General features: G+C 53.0%; 27 protein-coding genes. 2 read left to right on the top strand and 25 right to left on the bottom strand.

Annotated elements, in window-relative coordinates; all coding sequences use genetic code 11:
* Positions 1–6 precede the first annotated feature (6 nt).
* The 16 genes from OGX80_RS13810 to OGX80_RS13735 all read right to left on the bottom strand — a co-directional run bounded on the left by OGX80_RS13810 (position 7) and on the right by OGX80_RS13735 (position 9596).
* Positions 7–537, bottom strand: coding sequence for a phage tail protein I (locus tag OGX80_RS13810; RefSeq protein WP_029883553.1), 531 nt, complete (start codon positions 535–537; stop codon positions 7–9).
* Positions 530–1438, bottom strand: a complete 909-nt coding sequence (locus OGX80_RS13805; RefSeq protein ID WP_286471283.1) for a baseplate assembly protein — start codon at positions 1436–1438, stop codon at positions 530–532. Before OGX80_RS13805 ends, OGX80_RS13810 begins: the two co-directional genes overlap by 8 nt.
* A gap of 5 nt (positions 1439–1443) precedes the next feature.
* Complete coding sequence (locus OGX80_RS13800; RefSeq protein ID WP_286471281.1) at positions 1444–1794, bottom strand: GPW/gp25 family protein; 351 nt, start codon at positions 1792–1794, stop codon at positions 1444–1446.
* The gene (locus tag OGX80_RS13795; RefSeq protein ID WP_286471280.1) at positions 1791–2432 is read right to left on the bottom strand and encodes a phage baseplate assembly protein V; all 642 of its coding nucleotides are present in this window, start codon (positions 2430–2432) and stop codon (positions 1791–1793) included. The genes OGX80_RS13800 and OGX80_RS13795 overlap by 4 nt, the downstream gene beginning before the upstream one ends.
* 76 nt (positions 2433–2508) lie before the next feature.
* Positions 2509–3852: a DUF4062 domain-containing protein gene (locus tag OGX80_RS13790; protein WP_286471279.1), complete on the bottom strand. Its 1344-nt coding sequence runs from the start codon at positions 3850–3852 to the stop codon at positions 2509–2511.
* Positions 3853–3909: 57 nt separating this feature from the next.
* Complete coding sequence (locus OGX80_RS13785; RefSeq protein WP_286471278.1) at positions 3910–4368, bottom strand: phage virion morphogenesis protein; 459 nt, start codon at positions 4366–4368, stop codon at positions 3910–3912.
* The gene (locus OGX80_RS13780; RefSeq protein WP_286471277.1) at positions 4361–4828 is read right to left on the bottom strand and encodes a phage tail protein; all 468 of its coding nucleotides are present in this window, start codon (positions 4826–4828) and stop codon (positions 4361–4363) included. The genes OGX80_RS13785 and OGX80_RS13780 overlap by 8 nt, the downstream gene beginning before the upstream one ends.
* Positions 4791–5036 (bottom strand): Rz1-like lysis system protein LysC, encoded by a 246-nt coding sequence (lysC, locus tag OGX80_RS13775; protein ID WP_072253209.1) that lies wholly within the window; start codon positions 5034–5036, stop codon positions 4791–4793. The genes OGX80_RS13780 and lysC overlap by 38 nt, the downstream gene beginning before the upstream one ends.
* Positions 4924–5349 carry an Rz-like lysis system protein LysB gene (lysB, locus tag OGX80_RS13770; protein WP_286471276.1) on the bottom strand — a complete coding sequence of 142 codons (426 nt, stop codon included), beginning with the start codon at positions 5347–5349 and terminating at the stop codon, positions 4924–4926. The genes lysC and lysB overlap by 113 nt, the downstream gene beginning before the upstream one ends.
* Complete coding sequence (locus tag OGX80_RS13765) at positions 5346–5855, bottom strand: lysozyme (protein ID WP_286471275.1); 510 nt, start codon at positions 5853–5855, stop codon at positions 5346–5348. The genes lysB and OGX80_RS13765 overlap by 4 nt, the downstream gene beginning before the upstream one ends.
* A complete protein-coding gene (locus OGX80_RS13760) occupies positions 5839–6060 on the bottom strand; it encodes a phage holin family protein (protein WP_014170137.1) in 222 nt (73 codons plus the stop codon). The genes OGX80_RS13765 and OGX80_RS13760 overlap by 17 nt, the downstream gene beginning before the upstream one ends.
* Positions 6051–6254 carry a tail protein X gene (locus OGX80_RS13755; RefSeq protein WP_017382979.1) on the bottom strand — a complete coding sequence of 68 codons (204 nt, stop codon included), beginning with the start codon at positions 6252–6254 and terminating at the stop codon, positions 6051–6053. The genes OGX80_RS13760 and OGX80_RS13755 overlap by 10 nt, the downstream gene beginning before the upstream one ends.
* Positions 6254–6760 (bottom strand): head completion/stabilization protein, encoded by a 507-nt coding sequence (locus OGX80_RS13750; protein WP_286471273.1) that lies wholly within the window; start codon positions 6758–6760, stop codon positions 6254–6256. Before OGX80_RS13750 ends, OGX80_RS13755 begins: the two co-directional genes overlap by 1 nt.
* Before the next feature lie 99 nt (positions 6761–6859).
* Entirely contained in the window at positions 6860–7615 is a 756-nt protein-coding gene (locus tag OGX80_RS13745; protein ID WP_286471271.1) for a phage terminase small subunit, read from the bottom strand.
* A 3-nt stretch (positions 7616–7618) separates the two neighbouring features.
* Positions 7619–8686 (bottom strand): phage major capsid protein, P2 family, encoded by a 1068-nt coding sequence (locus OGX80_RS13740; protein ID WP_286471270.1) that lies wholly within the window; start codon positions 8684–8686, stop codon positions 7619–7621.
* Positions 8687–8741: 55 nt separating this feature from the next.
* Positions 8742–9596, bottom strand: coding sequence for a GPO family capsid scaffolding protein (locus OGX80_RS13735; protein WP_248067851.1), 855 nt, complete (start codon positions 9594–9596; stop codon positions 8742–8744).
* A 165-nt stretch (positions 9597–9761) separates the two neighbouring features.
* Between OGX80_RS13735 and OGX80_RS13730 the strand changes: the two genes are divergently transcribed.
* On the top strand, positions 9762–11531 hold the full coding sequence (locus OGX80_RS13730) for a terminase ATPase subunit family protein (protein ID WP_286471267.1): 1770 nt from the start codon (positions 9762–9764) through the stop codon (positions 11529–11531).
* Between the two features lies 1 nt (position 11532).
* The gene (locus OGX80_RS13725) at positions 11533–12558 is read left to right on the top strand and encodes a phage portal protein (protein ID WP_286471264.1); all 1026 of its coding nucleotides are present in this window, start codon (positions 11533–11535) and stop codon (positions 12556–12558) included.
* A 328-nt stretch (positions 12559–12886) separates the two neighbouring features.
* Here OGX80_RS13725 and OGX80_RS13720 read toward each other — a convergent pair whose 3' ends face one another.
* The 9 genes from OGX80_RS13720 to OGX80_RS13680 all read right to left on the bottom strand — a co-directional run bounded on the left by OGX80_RS13720 (position 12887) and on the right by OGX80_RS13680 (position 18672).
* The gene (locus OGX80_RS13720) at positions 12887–13435 is read right to left on the bottom strand and encodes a hypothetical protein (protein WP_286471263.1); all 549 of its coding nucleotides are present in this window, start codon (positions 13433–13435) and stop codon (positions 12887–12889) included.
* 110 nt (positions 13436–13545) lie between these two features.
* On the bottom strand, positions 13546–14277 hold the full coding sequence (locus OGX80_RS13715) for a hypothetical protein (protein ID WP_286471262.1): 732 nt from the start codon (positions 14275–14277) through the stop codon (positions 13546–13548).
* 82 nt (positions 14278–14359) lie between these two features.
* Positions 14360–14800, bottom strand: coding sequence for a DinI family protein (locus tag OGX80_RS13710; RefSeq protein ID WP_286471261.1), 441 nt, complete (start codon positions 14798–14800; stop codon positions 14360–14362).
* Between the two features lie 118 nt (positions 14801–14918).
* On the bottom strand, positions 14919–17042 hold the full coding sequence (locus OGX80_RS13705; RefSeq protein ID WP_286471337.1) for a replication endonuclease: 2124 nt from the start codon (positions 17040–17042) through the stop codon (positions 14919–14921).
* A 94-nt stretch (positions 17043–17136) separates the two neighbouring features.
* The gene (locus OGX80_RS13700) at positions 17137–17358 is read right to left on the bottom strand and encodes a TraR/DksA family transcriptional regulator (RefSeq protein WP_286471260.1); all 222 of its coding nucleotides are present in this window, start codon (positions 17356–17358) and stop codon (positions 17137–17139) included.
* Positions 17358–17585, bottom strand: a complete 228-nt coding sequence (locus tag OGX80_RS13695; protein ID WP_096217812.1) for a DUF2732 domain-containing protein — start codon at positions 17583–17585, stop codon at positions 17358–17360. The genes OGX80_RS13700 and OGX80_RS13695 overlap by 1 nt, the downstream gene beginning before the upstream one ends.
* Positions 17586–17652: 67 nt before the next feature.
* Positions 17653–17991, bottom strand: coding sequence for a DUF5347 domain-containing protein (locus tag OGX80_RS13690; RefSeq protein ID WP_029883532.1), 339 nt, complete (start codon positions 17989–17991; stop codon positions 17653–17655).
* Positions 17955–18155, bottom strand: coding sequence for a phage filamentation protein Fil family protein (locus tag OGX80_RS13685; RefSeq protein WP_286471259.1), 201 nt, complete (start codon positions 18153–18155; stop codon positions 17955–17957). The genes OGX80_RS13690 and OGX80_RS13685 overlap by 37 nt, the downstream gene beginning before the upstream one ends.
* A 7-nt stretch (positions 18156–18162) precedes the next feature.
* On the bottom strand, positions 18163–18672 hold the full coding sequence (locus tag OGX80_RS13680; protein WP_286471258.1) for a phage regulatory CII family protein: 510 nt from the start codon (positions 18670–18672) through the stop codon (positions 18163–18165).
* Between the last annotated feature and the right edge of the window lie 16 nt (positions 18673–18688).

The following is an 18688-nucleotide window of genomic DNA, read 5'->3' as shown; positions in this document are numbered from 1 at the left end:
TCTCACTTACCCTGGGTAAACCGTGATGATGTCGCCGTCATAAGTCAGGGCTCCGGTGTACATATGGCCGGGTATGTCCTGAATAATATTGAGGCCGATAAGATGGCGGCTGGCTGGCTTTGCATCAGCAATAAGCCGCTCCATTTCGTAATACATTTCCTCAGTGATACCGGTCTCCAGCACACCGATATCGAGTCGAAACGTGCCGGGCGGGTCACTGGTTTCCCACCACTCAGTCACGTTTATCAGGTAGCCGAGCGGCTCGACCACGCGGCGCACCGCACCTATCGTTCCCTTGTGCGCGTGGATGTACCACGCATTACGGATCACATCCCTCTTAGTCTCCTCCGGCCATTTCTCATCCCATCTGTCAACGGAAAACGCCCACGCCAGCCACGGCAGCAGGTTTGCCGGGCAGTCGTCAGGGCTCCAGAGTCGGCGCAGGGGAACGGGAGTATTTTCAATCTCAGCGCAGGCGCGCGCCGCCGCCACCTCAAGCGGTGAGGAGCCCACCGGCAACAGTCGGGTATTACTCATCGTTGCCCCCGATAGTCACACTGTACTCACTGCACCATGACGCCTGAGTCTCATCGAGCACGATATCGGCCACTGGCGCGGCCAGCTCGACGCGCTGCACGCCCTCGACGTGGAGGGCAGCATAAATGGCTGATTTGCGGATATCACGCCCGAGCCGGTGCTGCGCGCTGATATACGCCTGCAGCTTTGCTTTTGCCGCACTGAGCACCGGCTCACTTTCAGGACCGGGGTACAGGTAAAGCGATGCGATGATTTTATAGTCGACGATTTTCGCTGACTGTACGGTCACACGGTCGGCAACCGGCCGGACGTCCTCATCGTTCAGCGCGTTACGCACGATGGCGAGCAGCTCGTCAGAGGCCACGCCGTTATTTTCGCGCGACAGCACGGACACGGTCACGCACGCTGGCTCAGGACTGATGACGGAAATATCCGCCACCCGCCCGTCGGCGCTGCGGCCATGAAACTGATATGAGCCGGTTGAGCCTGCGGTACTCAGCCCCTCAAAAGCCTGTTGAATGCGCAAACGGTAGTCGGTGTCCGACTCCATAACGGCTAGCGTCGGCGGAAACGTCGTGTCGTCTGCAGGGGTGATGACAAGGCGCTCGACGTTGTAATTTCCGCCTATCTGGTCGAGGTCTGCACTGGCGGCGTAGGCCAGCATGACCGCGCGCGCGGACTCGTTAACGCGCTGTCGCCAGATAACTTCCCGGTAGGCGTTTTCCTCCAGCAGTTTGACAATCGGCTCTGATTCAAGCGTCAGCGTGCGCGCGACGGCCTCCTGCTGTTCCTCAGGATAAAGCGAGACGAGCGTCGCCTTACGCTCTGCGAGGATGGTCTCATAATCCAGCACATCAACGACATCGGGCGCGGCGAGCTGGTTCAGGTCAACAATTGCCATAGCATTTAACTCAGTGGAATGGTGAAGGAAAAGGACTGGCCGTTCACCGAGCGCGTGCCGGTAATGTCGACATACAGCCCGCCGTCAGTCTCTGACCGTTCAAAGGTGATAGTCGTCAGGCTGACGCGCGGCTCCCACTTCTGGATTGCGGAATAGCATGCGGCCATAATCTGCAGGCGCAGCGCCGGTGTCTGCGGCAGGTCAATCAGCGCCGACAGAAGCGAGCCGTATTCACGGCGCATGACGCGCGAGCCAATCGGTGTGACCAGAATGTCGCGCACGCTTTGCCTGATATGCTCAATCTCAGAGATACTGAAGCCGGTCTGTCTGTTCATACCCAGATAACGCACTGTCATTGCGTCCCCTTAGTCCAGCTTCCGCCGCTTTGTACGTTGCCGTGTGCGTGGTCATCCACCTGCACGCCGTTTGAGGTCAGTTTCCCGCCGGTGTGCTCAATGTTTCCGGTCATCTTCCCGCCTTTCTGCACTTCGAGTGTGCCGGTCGTCAGCTTGTTGGTGCATACCACCTCAGGTGTATCGAGCGTGATGCGGGTCGAGGCTTTCACCAGCACCACCGGCACGGTGGCCGTGATGGTATCTGACGCGGTAACGTCGGCAGTTTTGATACCTGACACTGTGAGCGCGCCGTTTTTGGGTTCGTACTCGATGACCGCCCCGTCAGGAAAGGACACATGAAGCGCATCAGGTGACGCTGACGGCGCGGGATTGTCGTCAGAGAAAATGCCCGGCAGCACAAAGGCCGTGTCGAGCTCACCGCCGATGGCCAGCAATAACACCTGCTCGCCAACGGACGGAGCCCACCATACGCGTGAGCGACCGGCACGACAGGTGAGCCAGTTAAGCCAGGTGGTTTCGATGCCGCCGGTCTGGACGCGACACAGCCCCTCGTCGAGGTCGACGTCGGTCACGATGCCGGTGCGGATAAGATTGCGGATCGCGCGTGCGATTTCCTGCAGTGAATTTAAAGTATTCATGGGGTAAGGATGCCGCCGGGTAAGGCCAGCGGCAACCGAGGGGGGTTCTACAGGCTACAGCACAACTTTTGAAATTTTACCTGTAGACAGTAACGCGGCGACTTAAAACTATTGGCTCCTTAAGCTCTTCGCAAATGATTTTAAAATAGATCTCCCCCTCTCCGCTTTTTATAGGAATTAACGTTACCTCATCGAAAACAACAGACAGACTCTGAATTAATTTCTTAGCTCTAAGAATAACCTTCCCTTTATCATAATCAATCCAACTAGACGCATTTAATGGAGTGATATTTTTAACATAACGCTCAATTTTTTCATTCGGAAAAGCCAAACCCGGCAAATCAAAATCTTTGAATAATTTCCTTTGTGATGGATCTCTAATTGCAGCCAGAGCGTTAAGAGAAAAATTTCTTCTTTCCAAACTCTCCATTGGTGATTCGGGTTTTTCGAGTTTAGGCGGCGTAGTAAATATACTCTCATTACGCGTATTCAGCGCAACCAAGAAATCGGGCAGTTCAATATGCACATAAATATCAGTGGCAACAACCTTACCTATATTTTCAATTTCTGGAACAACTTTTAAAGACTGCTCCAAATAGCACTTATGCAAGAATAATTTTTTATTATAACTATTAACTTGTTCAATAGTTGGCAGCTTATTATTATAATCTTGCAATTGCGCTTCGGTTATAAACCTAGCGTACTTTTCAGGTATATCTGCTTTGGTTAATGGCTCTGGATATGGTTCGTCATTCATACTGGCAAGATTGAAGGTCAGATCACTTTCAATCATAGTTAATTTTAATGAAGGAGCATCAGCAGACAATTGGCTTTCATACATTCTAACTTTTTCTCTCAACTTCCTGTTTTCTGTTGAAAGCTCAGCTAACTCCATGGAGATCTCTTTAGACATCATCTCATTACCGCGAACCCACCCTACGCGAGGTGTTCTTCGCATAATTTTCGGCAATGCAATTGCAACCTTAGTTGCTAAATCATCGATTGAATCCCAAAAATCACACATTTTATTAGCTTTTGCTTTTTGAATAAAAGTTTCTAAAAGTTGCATTTTAGAAAAATCGTGTTCTCGCTCTTCTGGAGTTGTTCCTACACTTGGATTACGAATAAAAGCCAATACAGGAATCCCTAGCTCTTTTGCATAATCATACTCCATTTCTGTATAGCTTATTCCTGATTTAGCAATTGAACCATATTTCTGACCAATAATAATTACATAGTAATCGCTGGCCTCTATGGTTTCCTTAATGATATCCCACTGTTCCGAATCGTCAGCACTAAACATCTCCATGCCAACAGGAAAGTGATACAGGCTCAACACAGTCTCGATAATCTTCTTTCGAGCGGCAAATAAATCCGTATAAGTTGAACTAACGAACACCTGATATTTCTTCTCGTCCATAAAGACCTCGCTTATTTTTAATAAAAAATAACCGAAACACATCAGTTAAGTCCATTTTTATTTTATGCCTTTGCCTAAGGTGTCGTAGATCAACTCCTCAATAACCTTGATGTCATGGATATTCATTCCGAGCAACTGACGCTCAGCATATTGTACAGGTTTAACATTCGGGTTCGGCCGGTCTTTTAACCCGTACTGATGAACTCGGGCGATGCGTTGCACTTTACCGGCAAATTCCACCACTGCACTGTTTTCACCGCCACTGGCTTTCATGTACCGGTTAGTGCGCAGTTTCTGAAACATCGCCCGTTTAATTCGACCCTTTTTGGCTCTCAGTGGCTGGCGCTTTCGTGCCTGATACGGTGAGCCGTCCGGGGCTTTTTGCTCTTTGATACGTTGCTGTTGTGTAGTTCGCAGTTGCTTTGCAATTTCACCGGCAAGCTTCCGACGCCCTGCCGGTGACAGGGCAGCAATCAGACCATTGAGCCTGTCGTCAAAGGGCTTAAATTCATTCATCCCATTTGCTCACCAGTTCGCCGTTGATATAGAGCTCTTTTGGCCGGGTGACGGGCTCAGGCAGCGGAGGCTCAGGGGCATAGCTGACATGCAGCGCGCCGTTTTCCTCTTTGATGAGGGTGCGCTCGGTGAGCTGCAGGCTGATGCTGATATCGACGCTGTCCCCGTCGTTTAAATCCATCAGGAAACGGTAGCCCTTTTTGTGGCCGTCATCGAGCGTGCAGATATCCGGCTGGTTTTCCCTGAGCCACGCGGCCACCGGCACGAAAATCAGGTCAGGGTCGCCCACAAAGTCACACACGATCACATTCAGGGTGTAAATTTTCTCGTGCGACAGCGAGGCCGCGAGCCGCGCATCGATATTCCCCTCATCAGCAAAGATGCGCATCATTTCGGGGTTTGTTTCTAACTGCGGGACGGCTTTAATCAGCGCTTCGCGCAGGCTGTGTGCTTTCTTCATCGAGTTTATCCTGACAGTCTTTGACGGTTTCAACCTGCAGCGCGCAGGCGGCGAGCGCGTGCTCAAGCCTGCGAATATCGGCACTCAGGTCGCCATTAGTGGCCGGGTCGCTGCCCGGCATCGGGCAATAACTCACCTTCGGACACGCGCTGTAAACAATGACCGGCGGAGGCGCAACCGGCGCGGGTGTGCAGCCGACGCACAACATCAGGCAGCTTATCGCTGTACCAGCGGCGTAACGTTTCATTCTCATTTATCAGCCTTGTAATGGTTTCTTCACGACGCACGGCCATCGCACCGGCGGCCAGCAGTTCCCCGCGTAAACTGACCTGCGCGGTTTCATTTCTCCGGGCAATGCCCTGCGAAACGGATAACTGATTTTTCAGCATGCCAATCACGTTTTTTTGTTCGGTCGCGACCCTGTTCGCCCGTTCAAAAGAGCGCGTCAGGTTGCCGTTTTCATGACGCTGCCAGAGCACAATCGCCATCAGCGCGACCAGTAAAAACAACATCACTTTCATTGAATCCCCCTGAGACAATAAGCACGCTCACGCGCGCGGCGATTTTCCAGCCCTTTGTTTACTTCGCCATTCACGTAAACCCAGCGGGTGAGCTGGTCGCACGCCTGCCACCATTGATGACGCTTGATGTACGAGACCAGCGTTGAGCGGCAGGCCGCGCCGGTTCCCACGTTGAATGAGAAGCTGACCAGCGCGTCGTAAACGTGCTGCGGCATTTCCACCGGCGCGCAGACCGCGAGACGTTTCTCGACGTTCATCACATCCGCGACAAGGTTCGCCGCCGCCTGACGCTCGGTGATTTCCCCTTTCGGGACGACACCTGCAGTGTGGCCGATGCCTGACGTCCACACTCCCGCGCTGCACTGGTAAGGCGTCAGGCGACAACCTTCGAGGTCGGCAATCATCGCCAGCCCCTCGGGCGAGGTGTTAAGCAGTCGAAAGTCAGGCATCAGCGCCGCCAGCGCCAGCACTGCGGCCACACTGCAACGTTTAACGATTGATTTCACGGATAGCCCCCTTATCGAGTCCGAGTGACGTCAGATAGAGGTACGTTTTGCGCTTAAACCAGTAATTGGTCAGCGCGGTAAAGATGGCGCATCCGCCGCCCACATAAAGCGCCATCTTTTCGGGCGATATTGCGCCGAGATATGCCAGCGCAACGGCCAGCCAGTAGGCGATAAACGTGGTGATTTTCTCCATACTCAGTCCCATAGATTCACCGTTTCGGTTCTGGCCGCGCTGTCGGTCTCGGGCAGTTCAATTGCCGTGCCGTGCGGCAGAATGACGCCGAGCTCAGACAGGCCGGGATTCGCTTCTAAGACGGTTTCGACCACGCCCTCGGTGCGCCCGTAGTACCGCACACAAATCGCATCGAGGGTGTCGCCCTGTAGCGCATACGCTTTCATCAGATTTGCCCCACTATGCAGCGCGCTTTGTCCTGGATGCGCGCCACAGACCAGCGCATATCCCGCCACATTTCATCGATAGTGCTGTCGATGCTGTCGGCCTTTTTGTCGCCTTTTGCGGTCGCATCCACGCCGCGAAAACGCTCGTAAAGCGTGGCGGTCGTCATGGCACACACGGCGTTGAAGTAGTGGAAAACGCGCACACTTTCGCCGTCGAGGCTGTCAGTCGGGACATCCGCCAGCGTGGCGTGACCAGCCTCAAGCTGACGCTCGCGCCAGTCGCTCAGCTCCGCATTCGTCTCCGCGATGGCGGTTTTAATTGCCCGGCGCAGGCGCACGGGGGAAATGGTCTGCTCTAACCGCATTTCCTCCCGCACGCGCTTCGGATCCACGTCGGGAAAAAACGGGGTGTTTTTGATTACCGGCTCGCTCACGCCCGGTGGCGGTATCACCACGCCCGGCACATCCTGCGGCTCTTTGTTTTGCTCAATAATCAGCGTCGTCATGACAACCTCGGGTAATGGGTGGGCGGTGGACGCCGCTCGCAGTCAGGGTAATGGATACCCGCATTGAACGGCGTGCCGCCCGGCTCGGGGAGCGCTCGGTTAACCAGCGGCTTTTGCCGTCTTTGGTGGACGCCCGCGCCGTGCCGCCGGTTTGGCAGCAGGTTTGCGCGTGCGCGGTTTAGTCGTTTTGGTTTTCGGTGCCGGTTCAGGTTTTGGCCTGAGCTGACGCTCTAACTGCTCAATGTCTTTTCGAACGCCGATGGTGCTCTCTAACTGGATCGCACGCTGCAGGTGCGCCAGCGCCTCGGGCAGTTGCTCCGTATCACGCAGCACGTAGCCGGTGATTTTGTGCAGTTTTGCACGCACGATGTCGGGCATATCCGCGCGTTCAGTCAGCGCGAGGGTGTCGAGCAGGTTCGCCAGTTCGACCGGCTGTCTGGCACTGCGCAGGCGTTGCGCGGCAAGCGCGACCTCTTCGGCCAGCAGGTAAGGCGTCGGACGTCGTCCGGTCGGCATCGTCAGGCCATAGGTCATCGCATAACGGGCAATTTCCAGCGCCCCGGCGATATCGTCAGCATCGAGACGCCAGAGCATGACCGTCATGACGATGTCATCCTGCGCCCCTTTACCGTTTTCGAGGACGCCAGCGACCCACGGCAGATAGAACGGCAGCAGCTCGCGCTTTTTGTCTGCCTTGCGCTCATTGGAGCGGATTTGTTTCAGCGTGCGGTTGTCTGCGGCCAGCTTAACGAGCATCTGCTCATAGGCAGTTGCATTGCGCAGCGGGACAGCAGCCCGCCGCGCTGTTTCAGAGGCCGAGACCCGCATCATGTGACGCGCTGCGGGACTCGTCATGGCTTACTCTCCGCTTTCCGGTGCTGCAGGTGGAGTGAAGTCACCGAGCTTGATGTTTTCAATCAGGCAACCGGCGGCGTAAGCCTCGACCACGTAGTCGATATTCATTGACTCGTAGTTTTCGACGCGGTCTTTTTTCGGTTCTTCAATAATGGCGCGGCGGTGTGCGTCATCCATGAAGTAAATCGACAGGTTGTCGAGACGCGTGACCATCAGCGCATCTGCCGGGAAATACGGAACGCGCACGGCTGGCAGGTTGCCGATGCGTTTCTGGCTGATGATGATGTCAGCAGCCAGAGACTCGGTGTTTTCCTGCTCTTTGTTGACGATAGGGAAATATTTATCCGCCATCAGCTTACGGCCAGTGATGACAACCAGTTCCGGATCATCCTGATAAATCTCGTCAATCAGGTTGCCGGTGGCATCCATGACCAGCGCGTCGAGGTTGGCATAGTCGCCATTTTTACCCACGCGGATCACCTCTGAAATGACTGTGCCGTCCTCAGCGGTGATTTTCGACATCACGCGTGCTGGCGCTTCATTGCGGTACTTCTGCAGCCAGCCGGTCGCCACGTCCTGCAACATCGGGTTTTTTACGCGGTCTGACGTGTCGGCGCGCTTAATACCGTTAAAACCGGCCATGATGAAATCGAGCGACTGACGCTTGATGATGGCGTCACGGATACGGGTCTGGAAGTCCTGGAATCGCGCCCACAGGTCGAGCTGTTTGTAGCGGATATGGAAGTCAAAGTTAATCTGCGCGCACTCGTATTTATTGGACTCCAGCGCAGTAAAGTCTGCGGTCTTACGCTCATCATCACCGGCGGTGTCGGCAGTGCTGGCAATCGTACCGTTAACGCCGACCCCGACTTTTTCGCCTTTCAGCTCGTCGACCGGCACGATGTTGATTTTGGTCAGAAACGCGGATGACATCTGCAGGGTGGTCATCAGGGTTTGCGTGACCGACGGCTCGACGGTGAATTTCTTCGCCACGTCATCGGTGGAAACGCCGTTCAGCTCCGCGACGCGGGACAGGTAGGCATTGAATTTGAAGCGGGTATCTTTACGCATGGTTTTTCCTGTTCGGGTAATAGGTATCAGGCCGGGCAACGCGCCCGGCGCGCTATCAGCAGTTGGTCAGCAACTCGTCGCCCGTACCGCCTTTTGAAAGCTCACGGCGCGGCTGGCGCTGGCTTTCGGTGTTATCGAGGGTGCTTTTCAGGGAGGTAAACGCCTGCGCGTTTTCATCGACTTTGCTGGTCACGTCCTGCTTAAGCTGTGCAAAAGCGGTCTCCAGCTCGGTGACACGCTGGTCGGTAGCGTTGAGGTTGGTTTGCACCAGCTCAGTGACGGTGGTCACCGCCTCATGTACATCGGCGAAACGCGCGTCATCGCTGGCCTGCTTACGACCGAAAATGGCTTTGACCTTGTCGGTCAGGCTGTTGAGCAGCGTGTCGGGAACGTCTTCAAATTCCAGCTCGGCCAGCGTGGCGGCGGAAAAGACGTTTTCAGGGTTGGCCTTAAAGCGCTGCAGCGGGTTGTGCTTAGCATTGCGGCAGAATTCGAGGTATTCAGTGCCGAGGCTTGCCGGGTCATCAGTGACCGCGAGGCCAACAAGGTAGCATTTGCCGGTATTGGCAAAATTCGGTTGAATTTCCATGGAGGTGTAGACCTTCTGCGAGGCTTTATTCATCGCTACAAGGTCATCGGTCGGAGTGATTTTCGCGAACAACGCCCATTTGCCGTTAAGCGCAGAATCGTCGTCAATTTTCTCCGCTTTCAGCTCAACCACATCGCCTAATCGCTTGAAGTCACCGTCTGGAAAGAGACCGCGAATATGCTCAAGGTTAATGCGGCAACCGTAGACGCGAGGGTCAAACGATTCGGCCATTTCATGAATATCGTTACCGCTGATGATTCGGCCGTCGCAGGTGTCACCCTCGACACCGATGCGAAACCATTTAGAAACTTTCTTTGCCATTGTTCAGGTGTCCTGATGTTGGGTTTTCGGGTCGGGGTTAGTTTCCCGACTCAGCCCCTCATCAGCCACTTGTTACGGAAGTGCAACCCCTGACACAACAGGGGTTTAGCGATTAAGCGCGGTCATTTCCTTAGCCTTGCCTCGTAACATCAAAACGAGGTAAGCATGACCATTTCAACTGACCTTTCACTGCTCAATGACCCGAGACGACAGGCGCGGCTGTTGTACTGGCAGGGGTTCGCCGTGCCGCAAATCTGCGACATGCTGCAGCTCAAGCGCCCGACCGTGCAGAGCTGGAAACAGCGCGATGGATGGGAAGAAACCGCCCCTATTAACCGCGTGGAATCGACGTTAGAGGCGCGGCTTATTCAGCTCTACGCAAAGCCAGACCTGACCGCGCATGACTTCAAAGTCGCTGATTTTCTGTCGCGCCAGATGGAGCGGCTCGCGCGCGTTAACCGCTACGGCCAGACCGGAAACGAGGTGGATTTAAACCCCAATATCGCCAGCCGCAATAAAGGGGATCGCAAAAAGCCGAAACGAAACTATTTCAGCGAGGAAGCCATCGAAAAGCTGGAAGAGATTTTCTTCGACCAGTCGTTTGATTATCAGCTCAGGTGGCACAAAGCCGGTTTAGAGCATCGTATCCGTCACATCCTGAAATCGCGCCAGATTGGCGCAACGTTCTATTTTGCTCGCGAGTCACTCCTGCGCGCCCTTAAGACCGGACAGAATCAGATATTTTTATCAGCCAGTAAAACGCAGGCTTACGTTTTCCGTAAATACATTATCGCCTTTGCGCGTCTGGTCGACGTTGACCTGTCAGGTGACCCGATTGTCATCGGCAACAACGGCGCTGAGCTGATTTTTCTCGGGACCAATTCCAACACCGCGCAGAGCCACAACGGCGACCTGTACGTCGACGAAATTTTCTGGATACCCAATTTCCAGAAGCTGCGTAAAGTCGCCTCGGGCATGGCCTCGCAGTCGCACCTGCGCACCACCTATTTTTCGACGCCGTCCACGCTGGCGCACGGCGCTTACCCGTTCTGGTCAGGCGAGCTGTTTAACCGTGGCCGCAGTAACCGCGACGAACGTGTCGACATCGATATCAGTCATCAGGCGCTGGCCGGTGGCATGTTATGCGGGGACGGTCAGTGGCGGCAGATTGTCACCATTGAGGACGCGCTCGCCGGTGGCTGCACCCTGTTTAACCTCGACCAGCTCAGACAGGAAAACAGCGCGGATGACTTCCGTAACCTGTTTATGTGCGAGTTCGTCGACGATAAGGCCTCAGTATTCCCATTCGAGGAGCTGCAGCGCTGCATGGTCGATGCGATGGAAGAATGGGAGGACTTCGAGCCGTTCGCTGACCGTCCGTTTAACTGGCGTCCCGTCTGGATTGGCTATGACCCGTCACATACCGGCGACAGCGCAGGCTGTGCGGTACTGGCTCCGCCGCTGGTTGCCGGTGGCAAGTTCCGCATCCTTGAGCGTCACCAGTGGAAAGGCATGGACTTTGCCGCGCAGGCCGAGGCCATCCGGGCGCTGACCGAGAAATACACCGTTGACTATATCGGCATCGATGCGACCGGCATCGGCCAGGGTGTTTACCAGCTCGTGCGCTCATTCTTCCCGGCGGCGCGCGCCATCCGCTACACGCCGGAAATGAAAACCGCAATGGTGCTGAAAGCCAAAGACACCATCCGACGCGGGTGTCTGGAATATGACGCCGGTGCGACCGACATCACGCAGTCATTTATGGCTATCCGCAAAACCATGACCAGCAGCGGCCGCAGCGCCACTTATGAAGCCAGCCGCAGTGAAGAGGCCAGCCACGCGGATATCGCGTGGGCGACCATGCACGCCCTGTTAAACGAGCCGCTTTCCGCCGGTAGCGGTATGCAATCAGCCTCCATTCTGGATATTAACTAAGATGAAAAAACGCCAAAAGAAACAGCCAAAACAGACCAGCATGACCGCCAGCGCGCCGCAGAAAATGGAGGCGTTCACCTTTGGTGAGCCGTCGCCCGTTCTGGATCGCCGCGACATTCTCGACTATGTCGAATGCATCAATAACGGCAAATGGTACGAGCCACCGGTCAACTTCTCGGGGCTGGCAAAAAGCCTGCGCGCCGCCGTACACCACAGCTCCCCGATTTACGTAAAGCGCAACATTCTGACCAGCACCTTTATCCCTCACCCGTTGCTGTCGCGTCAGGACTTCAGCCGCCTTGTGCTTGATTATCTGGTGTTTGCCAACGGCTACCTTGAAAAGCGCATGAGTGTGACCGGCCAGCTCTTTAAACTGGAAACCTCCCCGGCCAAATACACCCGCCGTGGTGTCGAGGAGGGGGTTTACTGGTACGTGTCGAGTTTTACCAACCCGCACCAGTTCGCCCCCGGCTCGGTGTTTCATTTGCTTGAGCCCGATATAAATCAGGAGCTCTACGGGATGCCGGAATACCTGAGCGCGCTCAATTCCGCCTGGCTCAATGAATCCGCCACGCTGTTCCGCCGCAAGTATTACCAGAACGGCGCGCACGCGGGTTACATCATGTACGTGACCGACGCGGCGCAAAGCAGCACCGACGTCGAGGCGCTTCGCTCTGCAATGCGCGACTCGAAAGGACTCGGGAATTTCAAAAACCTGTTTTTCTACGCCCCGAACGGGAAACCAGACGGCATCAAGATCGTGCCACTGAGTGAAGTCGCCACAAAGGATGATTTTTTTAACATCAAGAAGGTGAGCGCCGCCGACCTGCTCGATGCGCACCGCGTGCCGTTCCAGCTCATGGGCGGCAAGCCTGAGAACATCGGCTCAATGGGTGATATTGAGAAAGTGGCGCGGGTATTTGTGCGTAACGAGCTGACGCCGCTGCAGGAGCGTTTCAAAGAGATAAATGACTGGCTCGGAATGGAAGTGATCCGCTTTAAAGATTACAGCATCGAGACAGAGTAACCCCCGCCAGAATGCCGCCTCCGGGCGGCATCCTCTCAGAGCCAGCCAGACGCCGTACACGCGACGCTACCACGCCAGCACCTCATTAACCGACCGCACTCAGCAGCGCGCCACCACGACGCGCACAGACGCGCAAAATAAATCCTGTCACCACGTCTGGCGCGCAGTGCTATCCCCGCCTCGCCTGCGCGCTTAACGGGTCGCTTTTAATGCAGGTGCATGACCACTCTGGATCCGCGCCAGCTCTGACAGAGTACGCTCAAAACTGGCACGACTGAGTCATGCAAAAAAATGCACCTAGGGCATGCGTCATTTACTTGCATACTCTTTACTCATTTTTCTCGCTATTAATTTTCGCAAAAATTCCTTCTTGAATGAATCCTATGGATGACATCTTGTCATGCTTACCGACAAGAAAGTCTTCAAATTCTTTAAAATGATCAAGAATGCACTCTTGAATTTTATCAAATACAGGTGTGAATTCATTTGGGTTACTGAGAGAGATTATTTTTGTTGTAAAACCTATGCTATCAACACCAAATGTATATGAGTCATCATCATTTTTTCTGAATTTGAAATCTATTTGGAAAGGCGACTGCGGGTAAGTATTAGAGTCTTTATAGACGGTCAATATAAACCCTAAATGCCAGAACCCATCATCCCCTAAATGAGTAGCCCCAGCGGGGGTGTATTTTGCATTTGGTTGTTCATCTTTATCTAACGGGATTAATCTATATGCCTCTTCATTATCAATCCCAAGATAATCTAAATAATTTTTAATCACGTGACCAGAAAAGTTAAATGCAGCAAATCGAGTATCAGAAAGTTTGTTCCGAAAATCAGCATATGCACTGCATAACTCTGTAAACTTTGACATAATCCATCCTCTTTCGATTGTATGTATCTAACGCCTCGCAGGGCTCGTTGTTCAACCCCGCCTGCACTGAAAGCGAGTTTCAGAACCGGCGGCGTTTGTCACTATATTATTTAATTTTCGAGTATTGAATCGACCTCACCAGTTCGCACGTTGACGCGTGCCGCTACGGTCTGTTTGACCACACCACCATAAGCATTAGTGCCACGAAATGTGGTTTTTACAACTGCATGCGGGTTTTTATTCAAAATCAGATGGTAGACCGTTGAAACATGTTTATAAGAGGAATCATCATTCATGCTGGCTTTTATCAGCTTCTCTAACGGGCGATAAGAACCATCCCAACCGCTAAAATTACCCTGAAATGCGTCAAGGTTAATTTTATTACTTAGAGATTTTGGATCCCTTTCAAAGTCGTTAAAACACCACCCCAGCACATCACCGAGCTTTAACGCATCATCTTTAGTAAAAGTGTACTCACTCATACAGGCATAAAAATCATCAGTAGAACTGGCCGGTACACTTTTGAAGGCAACATATTCTTTAACGATGTCCTGCCGGGTTTCTTTTGTTTCGTTGCGATATTCTTTAAGGGTTTTATCTGCGAACTCAAACGTTGACATAGCCGGTTCCGCTTTAACCGCCGGTACCTCAGTTTTTGCCACAGGCTGACTTTTTTCAGTCGGCCATAAGATTGAGCCAATAACACCCAGCGCCAGACAGCCACCGAGATAAACCGCACTGGATCGCTTACGGTTCGGCATTCGAACCAGCGACGGCTTGATTAACCCCACGATAAAAGCAATAAAGAGAGCCAGAGATAAAAATGCTATTACGGTATCCATGATTTTCCTTTTTGTGTAATCCCCATACAAAACAACCCCATACTATCAAACATGGGGTCTATGGGTGCACATTTTTCAAGGGTTAACGCCAGCTCTCATCTTCCCATACTTCCTGAAGAATACTATCCAGCGCTTCGCGATCTGAATCCTTATCGAACCCCATCAGCTCGACACCGGTCATGGAGCCCTTTTTAACCGTAACGCGCGTTGAGGGGAAGACAGACTGTATTCGCCTAGTCAATTCGCATTGAAAAGCCTCAATTACCGGCTGTCCTATTTTTTGGTCTTTATCCAACGTGATATTTACTTTCACTTTGCCCTCCTTTGCAAGGATCTCATCAACTGGCGGCTCGGAAAAAACAACAGAAAAATTATTATTTTTCATTAGGTTGCCTCTTGCTATTTCCGCAATTAGATTCAATGCAATTTCACGATCTCTTTCCTGACAAGCACCCTCGGCCGTCAGGCGCGCAATCATTTCGACCCGCTCAATCATAACGTGCTCGTTTAGTTCTCTATCCACACAACCTCCCCTACGAGATACTGTATAAACATACAGTAGCACGTATTGGCAAAATTTGGGAAGTGAAAAATCGCAACCAAACACACTGTATGTACATGATATGGATGAATATTAACGGTTAAACTTTCGTTGCCATTTCAGCTAAAGCCGCAACGCGCCTGAGGATTTTACGGGCTTGCGCCTGATGTGAAGGGGCTGCGGAAAACACCTCTCCTTTGACCGTTCCGTGCAACCATTTTCCGTTAAAGCAGCTTTTACCACCTGCCATCAGGTGCAGGGCTTCGCCCCGGCTGATAGTGATGCCGGTTGTCAGGTGTATCTCGTCGATAATTTTCGCTATAGCTGCGTTTTGCTCATCCGTTCCGTGGATGAATTTTCGCCGCATTGATGGCTTTTGCTTCCTGAGTCTGTTCGTCAGTTCTCGCCTTTCACGCCTACAGAGCGGTTTTGATAAATCCAGTATCGGTGGATCGCTTTCGCTTCCCGTACAGTTATTGACAGAACTCCGAGAGGGCGCAGGAGCGCCCTTAACGTCAACGGCCAAATCAACGGCACGCTTCGGCACAATTTTCCACTGCGTTAACCGGGTTAAAATCGGGGTGCCAGCGCCGAGAGCAGAGTCGTAGACGCCACGAATGCACACGGTTTCCTCACCATACTGGTTAAACTCGGGGCGCGGCTCATACAGCGTGCGCACCTGTAAATCATCGCGACGGACAAACGGACCACCCTGCGCATTAACGTAACCAGCCCAATCACCGGCGTCGGCGGCATCATGGACGGCAGCAAACTCAACACTCAGACCGTGCGCAGTCTCTGTATCAGCGAGACGACGCAACTCACGGTAGACCGTCACCGGCGCACCGCCGATAAACTGAAACTGACGGATGTGCCAGCGCGCCGCCCATGCTGAAACGGCGGGCGCTGTCTCTTTCAGCAGCTCACCGCTTTCGTCATCGGTTTCACCATCGAGAGCATAGCCATCGATGTTTTTTGAAATGTATTTAGCAACATAGCCGGTAGCGCTGCCCTTTTCCGGGTCGATGGCTTCGGCATGAAAGCGCGCCTTTTTGGCTTTGTCGCTACTCAATTCGTGGTGGTCTTCATCCCACGCATAATCACGAATGATGAGCCGCACGCGCTCAACGTCTTCCGGCAACATAAACATAAGCATGTGCCAGTGAGGCGTCCCGTCGTGATGAGGCTCGGCAACACGGATGCCGAAAATGCGGATTTCTTCCCGGTGCAGTTTGGCGCGAATGCGCGCCCAAAGTCCGGTGAGATAACTTTGTGTGTCCGACGGGCTGGCTCCGTTCCATTTGCTGTTACGGTAGCCTGCTTTAGTGGTGGCGTGATATTTAGACGGCGCGGTCAGGGTGTAAAACTCCCCGACATAACCGAGCTCATTGCAGATATTTTCAAACCCACGGATGCGGGTCATCAGCTCGCAGCGGCGTATCGCAGGGTTAGCGACAGAACCGTCGTATTTTTCTATCAAGCTGATGCGGTTGCCGTCTTCGTCTTCGAGATCCAGCCCCTTGAGAAATTCACGCGTGCGGCGCTTTTGCTCACGCCAATCGGTCATGCAGTTTTTACTCGCGTAGGCGTGCCGTTTCTTGCTGACGTTGCCGACTGCAATTTGCAGATGTTCGCGCCATGACGCCGCAATGCGTCGCAGACGGCCACGCCACCAAACCTCATTAAACATGCGCATTACTGCCGGTGCGATCTCATCCTGACCGACATACTTTTTTGTCACGCGCTCCCAATGCGGCGGGGTAACGTTAAATTGCATTGAAATAAAACCGGCGCGCATATACCAGGTATACAGCGTTCTAAGCTCGCTAACCCCGTCGTCATCATTGTCAGCCAGTTCAGCGCGAATGAAATTAGCGATATCAGCGGCCAGTAGGTCAATGTCGGCACGCGACATATCAGGGAGGCGGTTGTATCTGGCAACCATATTGACCATGCGTGACGCCAGATATTGCATGATATCAGTATCGAAATGACCACCGAAAACAGCGGCTGATACCTTACTGTCGATACCCACGCACTCGTATTTTTTTGCGACCAGTTCAAGACGTGGCAATGCCTTTTTGCAGAAGCTGATTAAAAAGGCATTGGCTCGTTGACTACCCTGATTTTGATCCAGCACCGCAGCGGTGCGATAAACATCAAAACGCACGCATTCTGGCTGCAGTGAAAGCACCTTTCGCGCATGCAGCAAAGCCGCGAACATACGGTCGCGGCGATGCTGTTGGTCATAGGTAAGGTATGGGCTGGCTATTGCCGACCGTGGATTATTCCACGGATAAGCGAATTGAACCGCCAATTCATACCCCCCGATAATGTTTATATTTCAGTTCTGAGATTTCCTGACAGGTCACACAAAAGACCACGCCCGGAATTGCAGCACGACGAGCCTCCGGGATTGGTGCTTCACATGCTTCACAAAGGAAACAAGATGGCGCGGTGATACGGCTGCGCGCGTTACTGATGTGGCGCTCGCGGTATTCCTGCTCGCGCTGTTGTGCTAAATCCATTGCATCGGCCATCAGTGCAACTCCTGTGATTCATTCTCATAGCGGGTAGCCTCACGGCGCAGCAGCTCTGCGGCTTCGGTGCCGCTCATCCCCTCTTTGGTGATATGGATAGCCAGTGCCTCAAGGCGGATGGAAACAGCAAGAGCGCGGTCTTTGCGCTCTTCTGTTTTGGCATCGGTCAGCAATACGGCCAGCGCATCACTATCAGTGTTAAAACAACGGGTTTCGGTTATACGCATAAGTGACTCTCCTGATTTCGGGCAATAAGAAGCCCGGCGGGTTTACGCCATTAAATTTCTGTTTGGATTAATTCGGCATGGTTAGCCGTTTTGGAAATAAGCTCACCACTGCACGAAAATGATTCATCGCTGTAATCAATGCTTTTTTCTCGTCAGTAGTCAGCTCACTTAATTCGAGCTCATGACGAGCCGCCGGTATTTTTGCCAGAAAGAAAATAGCGGCCAGCGCCCGAGTATTTTCTTCAAATTGTGGATCGCGTTTATCGCGCATATCATCGACAAAACGTTCAACCTCTTTCCAGCTATCACCCCAATATCTCGCGCGCAATTCAGCCACATGATTGAGACCGGCCAGACGTTGACCCGCTTTTAGCGGAACAGTCGCGGATACAGCTTCGATAGCCATGATTCCCCCTGCTTTTGAGTAGAGAGGCCAGCCAGTAAATCAGCCTGTGAGCAGCTCGGGTGCCAGCGCTTGCCGTCCTTACCTGCGATCCAGCCGTGCCCGTAGTGCATGCCGGGGCTTTGCTTAACGAGCAGAGACGCGAATGATGGTTCATTATTCAGCATGAGCACCTCAAATCAGACCGAATGATGCGCCAATGCCGCTCATGGTATCGACCACGCTCGTCATCGCCGGATTAGTCTGTAGACGTGCATGCAGCGCCAGTGCCGACAAAGACAACATGCGAATACCAGAGTTAACGCTTTCAATCATGGTGTGTTTACGCGCAGAGGTCAGACGCTCCTCAGATACTGCACCGTTCGCAAGCTCGCCGAGCTCACGCATTGCGCGCATGACATAAGACTGCAATTTATCTTTTGCCAGCTCGTTAACCGGCACGCATGGCAGACAGTGAATCTGCGCCAGAAAACCATCAACGAGGGTTGAGTCTTCGGTCAGGTCTGTCAGCAGCCACAACTCCGGCGGGGTGAGCTGGTGAGGCTGTTCCGGGTTGAGTTTGTTACGTAACGTCTGAACATTCATTCCCGCACGTTCGGCCAGCTTCGCCATGTTGTAACGTTGAGCGAAAGCACGACACGCATCGTCATAGTGGGGATGTTTGGAAATCTGAAAATCAAACATGTCTCATCCTTAAAAT

This window comes from Citrobacter sp. CK194 (genome assembly GCF_030333395.1).
In the GTDB taxonomy this organism is placed as follows: Bacteria; Pseudomonadota; Gammaproteobacteria; order Enterobacterales; family Enterobacteriaceae; genus Citrobacter_B; species Citrobacter_B koseri.
This window is presented reverse-complemented; position numbering and strand designations above follow the sequence as displayed.

Excerpts from the sequence above, each read along its gene's own strand:
- OGX80_RS13810 (WP_029883553.1), bottom strand. The coding sequence starts at position 537 with ATGAGTAATACCCGACTGTTGCCGGTGGGCTCCTCACCGCTTGAGGTG.
- OGX80_RS13805 (WP_286471283.1), bottom strand. The coding sequence starts at position 1,438 with ATGGCAATTGTTGACCTGAACCAGCTCGCCGCGCCCGATGTCGTTGAT.
- OGX80_RS13800 (WP_286471281.1), bottom strand. The coding sequence starts at position 1,794 with ATGACAGTGCGTTATCTGGGTATGAACAGACAGACCGGCTTCAGTATC.
- OGX80_RS13795 (WP_286471280.1), bottom strand. The coding sequence starts at position 2,432 with ATGAATACTTTAAATTCACTGCAGGAAATCGCACGCGCGATCCGCAAT.
- OGX80_RS13790 (WP_286471279.1), bottom strand. The coding sequence starts at position 3,852 with ATGGACGAGAAGAAATATCAGGTGTTCGTTAGTTCAACTTATACGGAT.
- OGX80_RS13785 (WP_286471278.1), bottom strand. The coding sequence starts at position 4,368 with ATGAATGAATTTAAGCCCTTTGACGACAGGCTCAATGGTCTGATTGCT.
- OGX80_RS13780 (WP_286471277.1), bottom strand. The coding sequence starts at position 4,828 with ATGAAGAAAGCACACAGCCTGCGCGAAGCGCTGATTAAAGCCGTCCCG.
- lysC (WP_072253209.1), bottom strand. The coding sequence starts at position 5,036 with ATGTTGTGCGTCGGCTGCACACCCGCGCCGGTTGCGCCTCCGCCGGTC.
- lysB (WP_286471276.1), bottom strand. The coding sequence starts at position 5,349 with ATGAAAGTGATGTTGTTTTTACTGGTCGCGCTGATGGCGATTGTGCTC.
- OGX80_RS13760 (WP_014170137.1), bottom strand. The coding sequence starts at position 6,060 with ATGGGACTGAGTATGGAGAAAATCACCACGTTTATCGCCTACTGGCTG.
- OGX80_RS13755 (WP_017382979.1), bottom strand. The coding sequence starts at position 6,254 with ATGAAAGCGTATGCGCTACAGGGCGACACCCTCGATGCGATTTGTGTG.
- OGX80_RS13750 (WP_286471273.1), bottom strand. The coding sequence starts at position 6,760 with ATGACGACGCTGATTATTGAGCAAAACAAAGAGCCGCAGGATGTGCCG.
- OGX80_RS13745 (WP_286471271.1), bottom strand. The coding sequence starts at position 7,615 with ATGACGAGTCCCGCAGCGCGTCACATGATGCGGGTCTCGGCCTCTGAA.
- OGX80_RS13740 (WP_286471270.1), bottom strand. The coding sequence starts at position 8,686 with ATGCGTAAAGATACCCGCTTCAAATTCAATGCCTACCTGTCCCGCGTC.
- OGX80_RS13735 (WP_248067851.1), bottom strand. The coding sequence starts at position 9,596 with ATGGCAAAGAAAGTTTCTAAATGGTTTCGCATCGGTGTCGAGGGTGAC.
- OGX80_RS13730 (WP_286471267.1), top strand. The coding sequence starts at position 9,762 with ATGACCATTTCAACTGACCTTTCACTGCTCAATGACCCGAGACGACAG.
- OGX80_RS13725 (WP_286471264.1), top strand. The coding sequence starts at position 11,533 with ATGAAAAAACGCCAAAAGAAACAGCCAAAACAGACCAGCATGACCGCC.
- OGX80_RS13720 (WP_286471263.1), bottom strand. The coding sequence starts at position 13,435 with ATGTCAAAGTTTACAGAGTTATGCAGTGCATATGCTGATTTTCGGAAC.
- OGX80_RS13715 (WP_286471262.1), bottom strand. The coding sequence starts at position 14,277 with ATGGATACCGTAATAGCATTTTTATCTCTGGCTCTCTTTATTGCTTTT.
- OGX80_RS13705 (WP_286471337.1), bottom strand. The coding sequence starts at position 17,042 with ATGTTCGCGGCTTTGCTGCATGCGCGAAAGGTGCTTTCACTGCAGCCA.
- OGX80_RS13700 (WP_286471260.1), bottom strand. The coding sequence starts at position 17,358 with ATGGCCGATGCAATGGATTTAGCACAACAGCGCGAGCAGGAATACCGC.
- OGX80_RS13695 (WP_096217812.1), bottom strand. The coding sequence starts at position 17,585 with ATGCGTATAACCGAAACCCGTTGTTTTAACACTGATAGTGATGCGCTG.
- OGX80_RS13690 (WP_029883532.1), bottom strand. The coding sequence starts at position 17,991 with ATGGCTATCGAAGCTGTATCCGCGACTGTTCCGCTAAAAGCGGGTCAA.
- OGX80_RS13685 (WP_286471259.1), bottom strand. The coding sequence starts at position 18,155 with ATGCTGAATAATGAACCATCATTCGCGTCTCTGCTCGTTAAGCAAAGC.
- OGX80_RS13680 (WP_286471258.1), bottom strand. The coding sequence starts at position 18,672 with ATGTTTGATTTTCAGATTTCCAAACATCCCCACTATGACGATGCGTGT.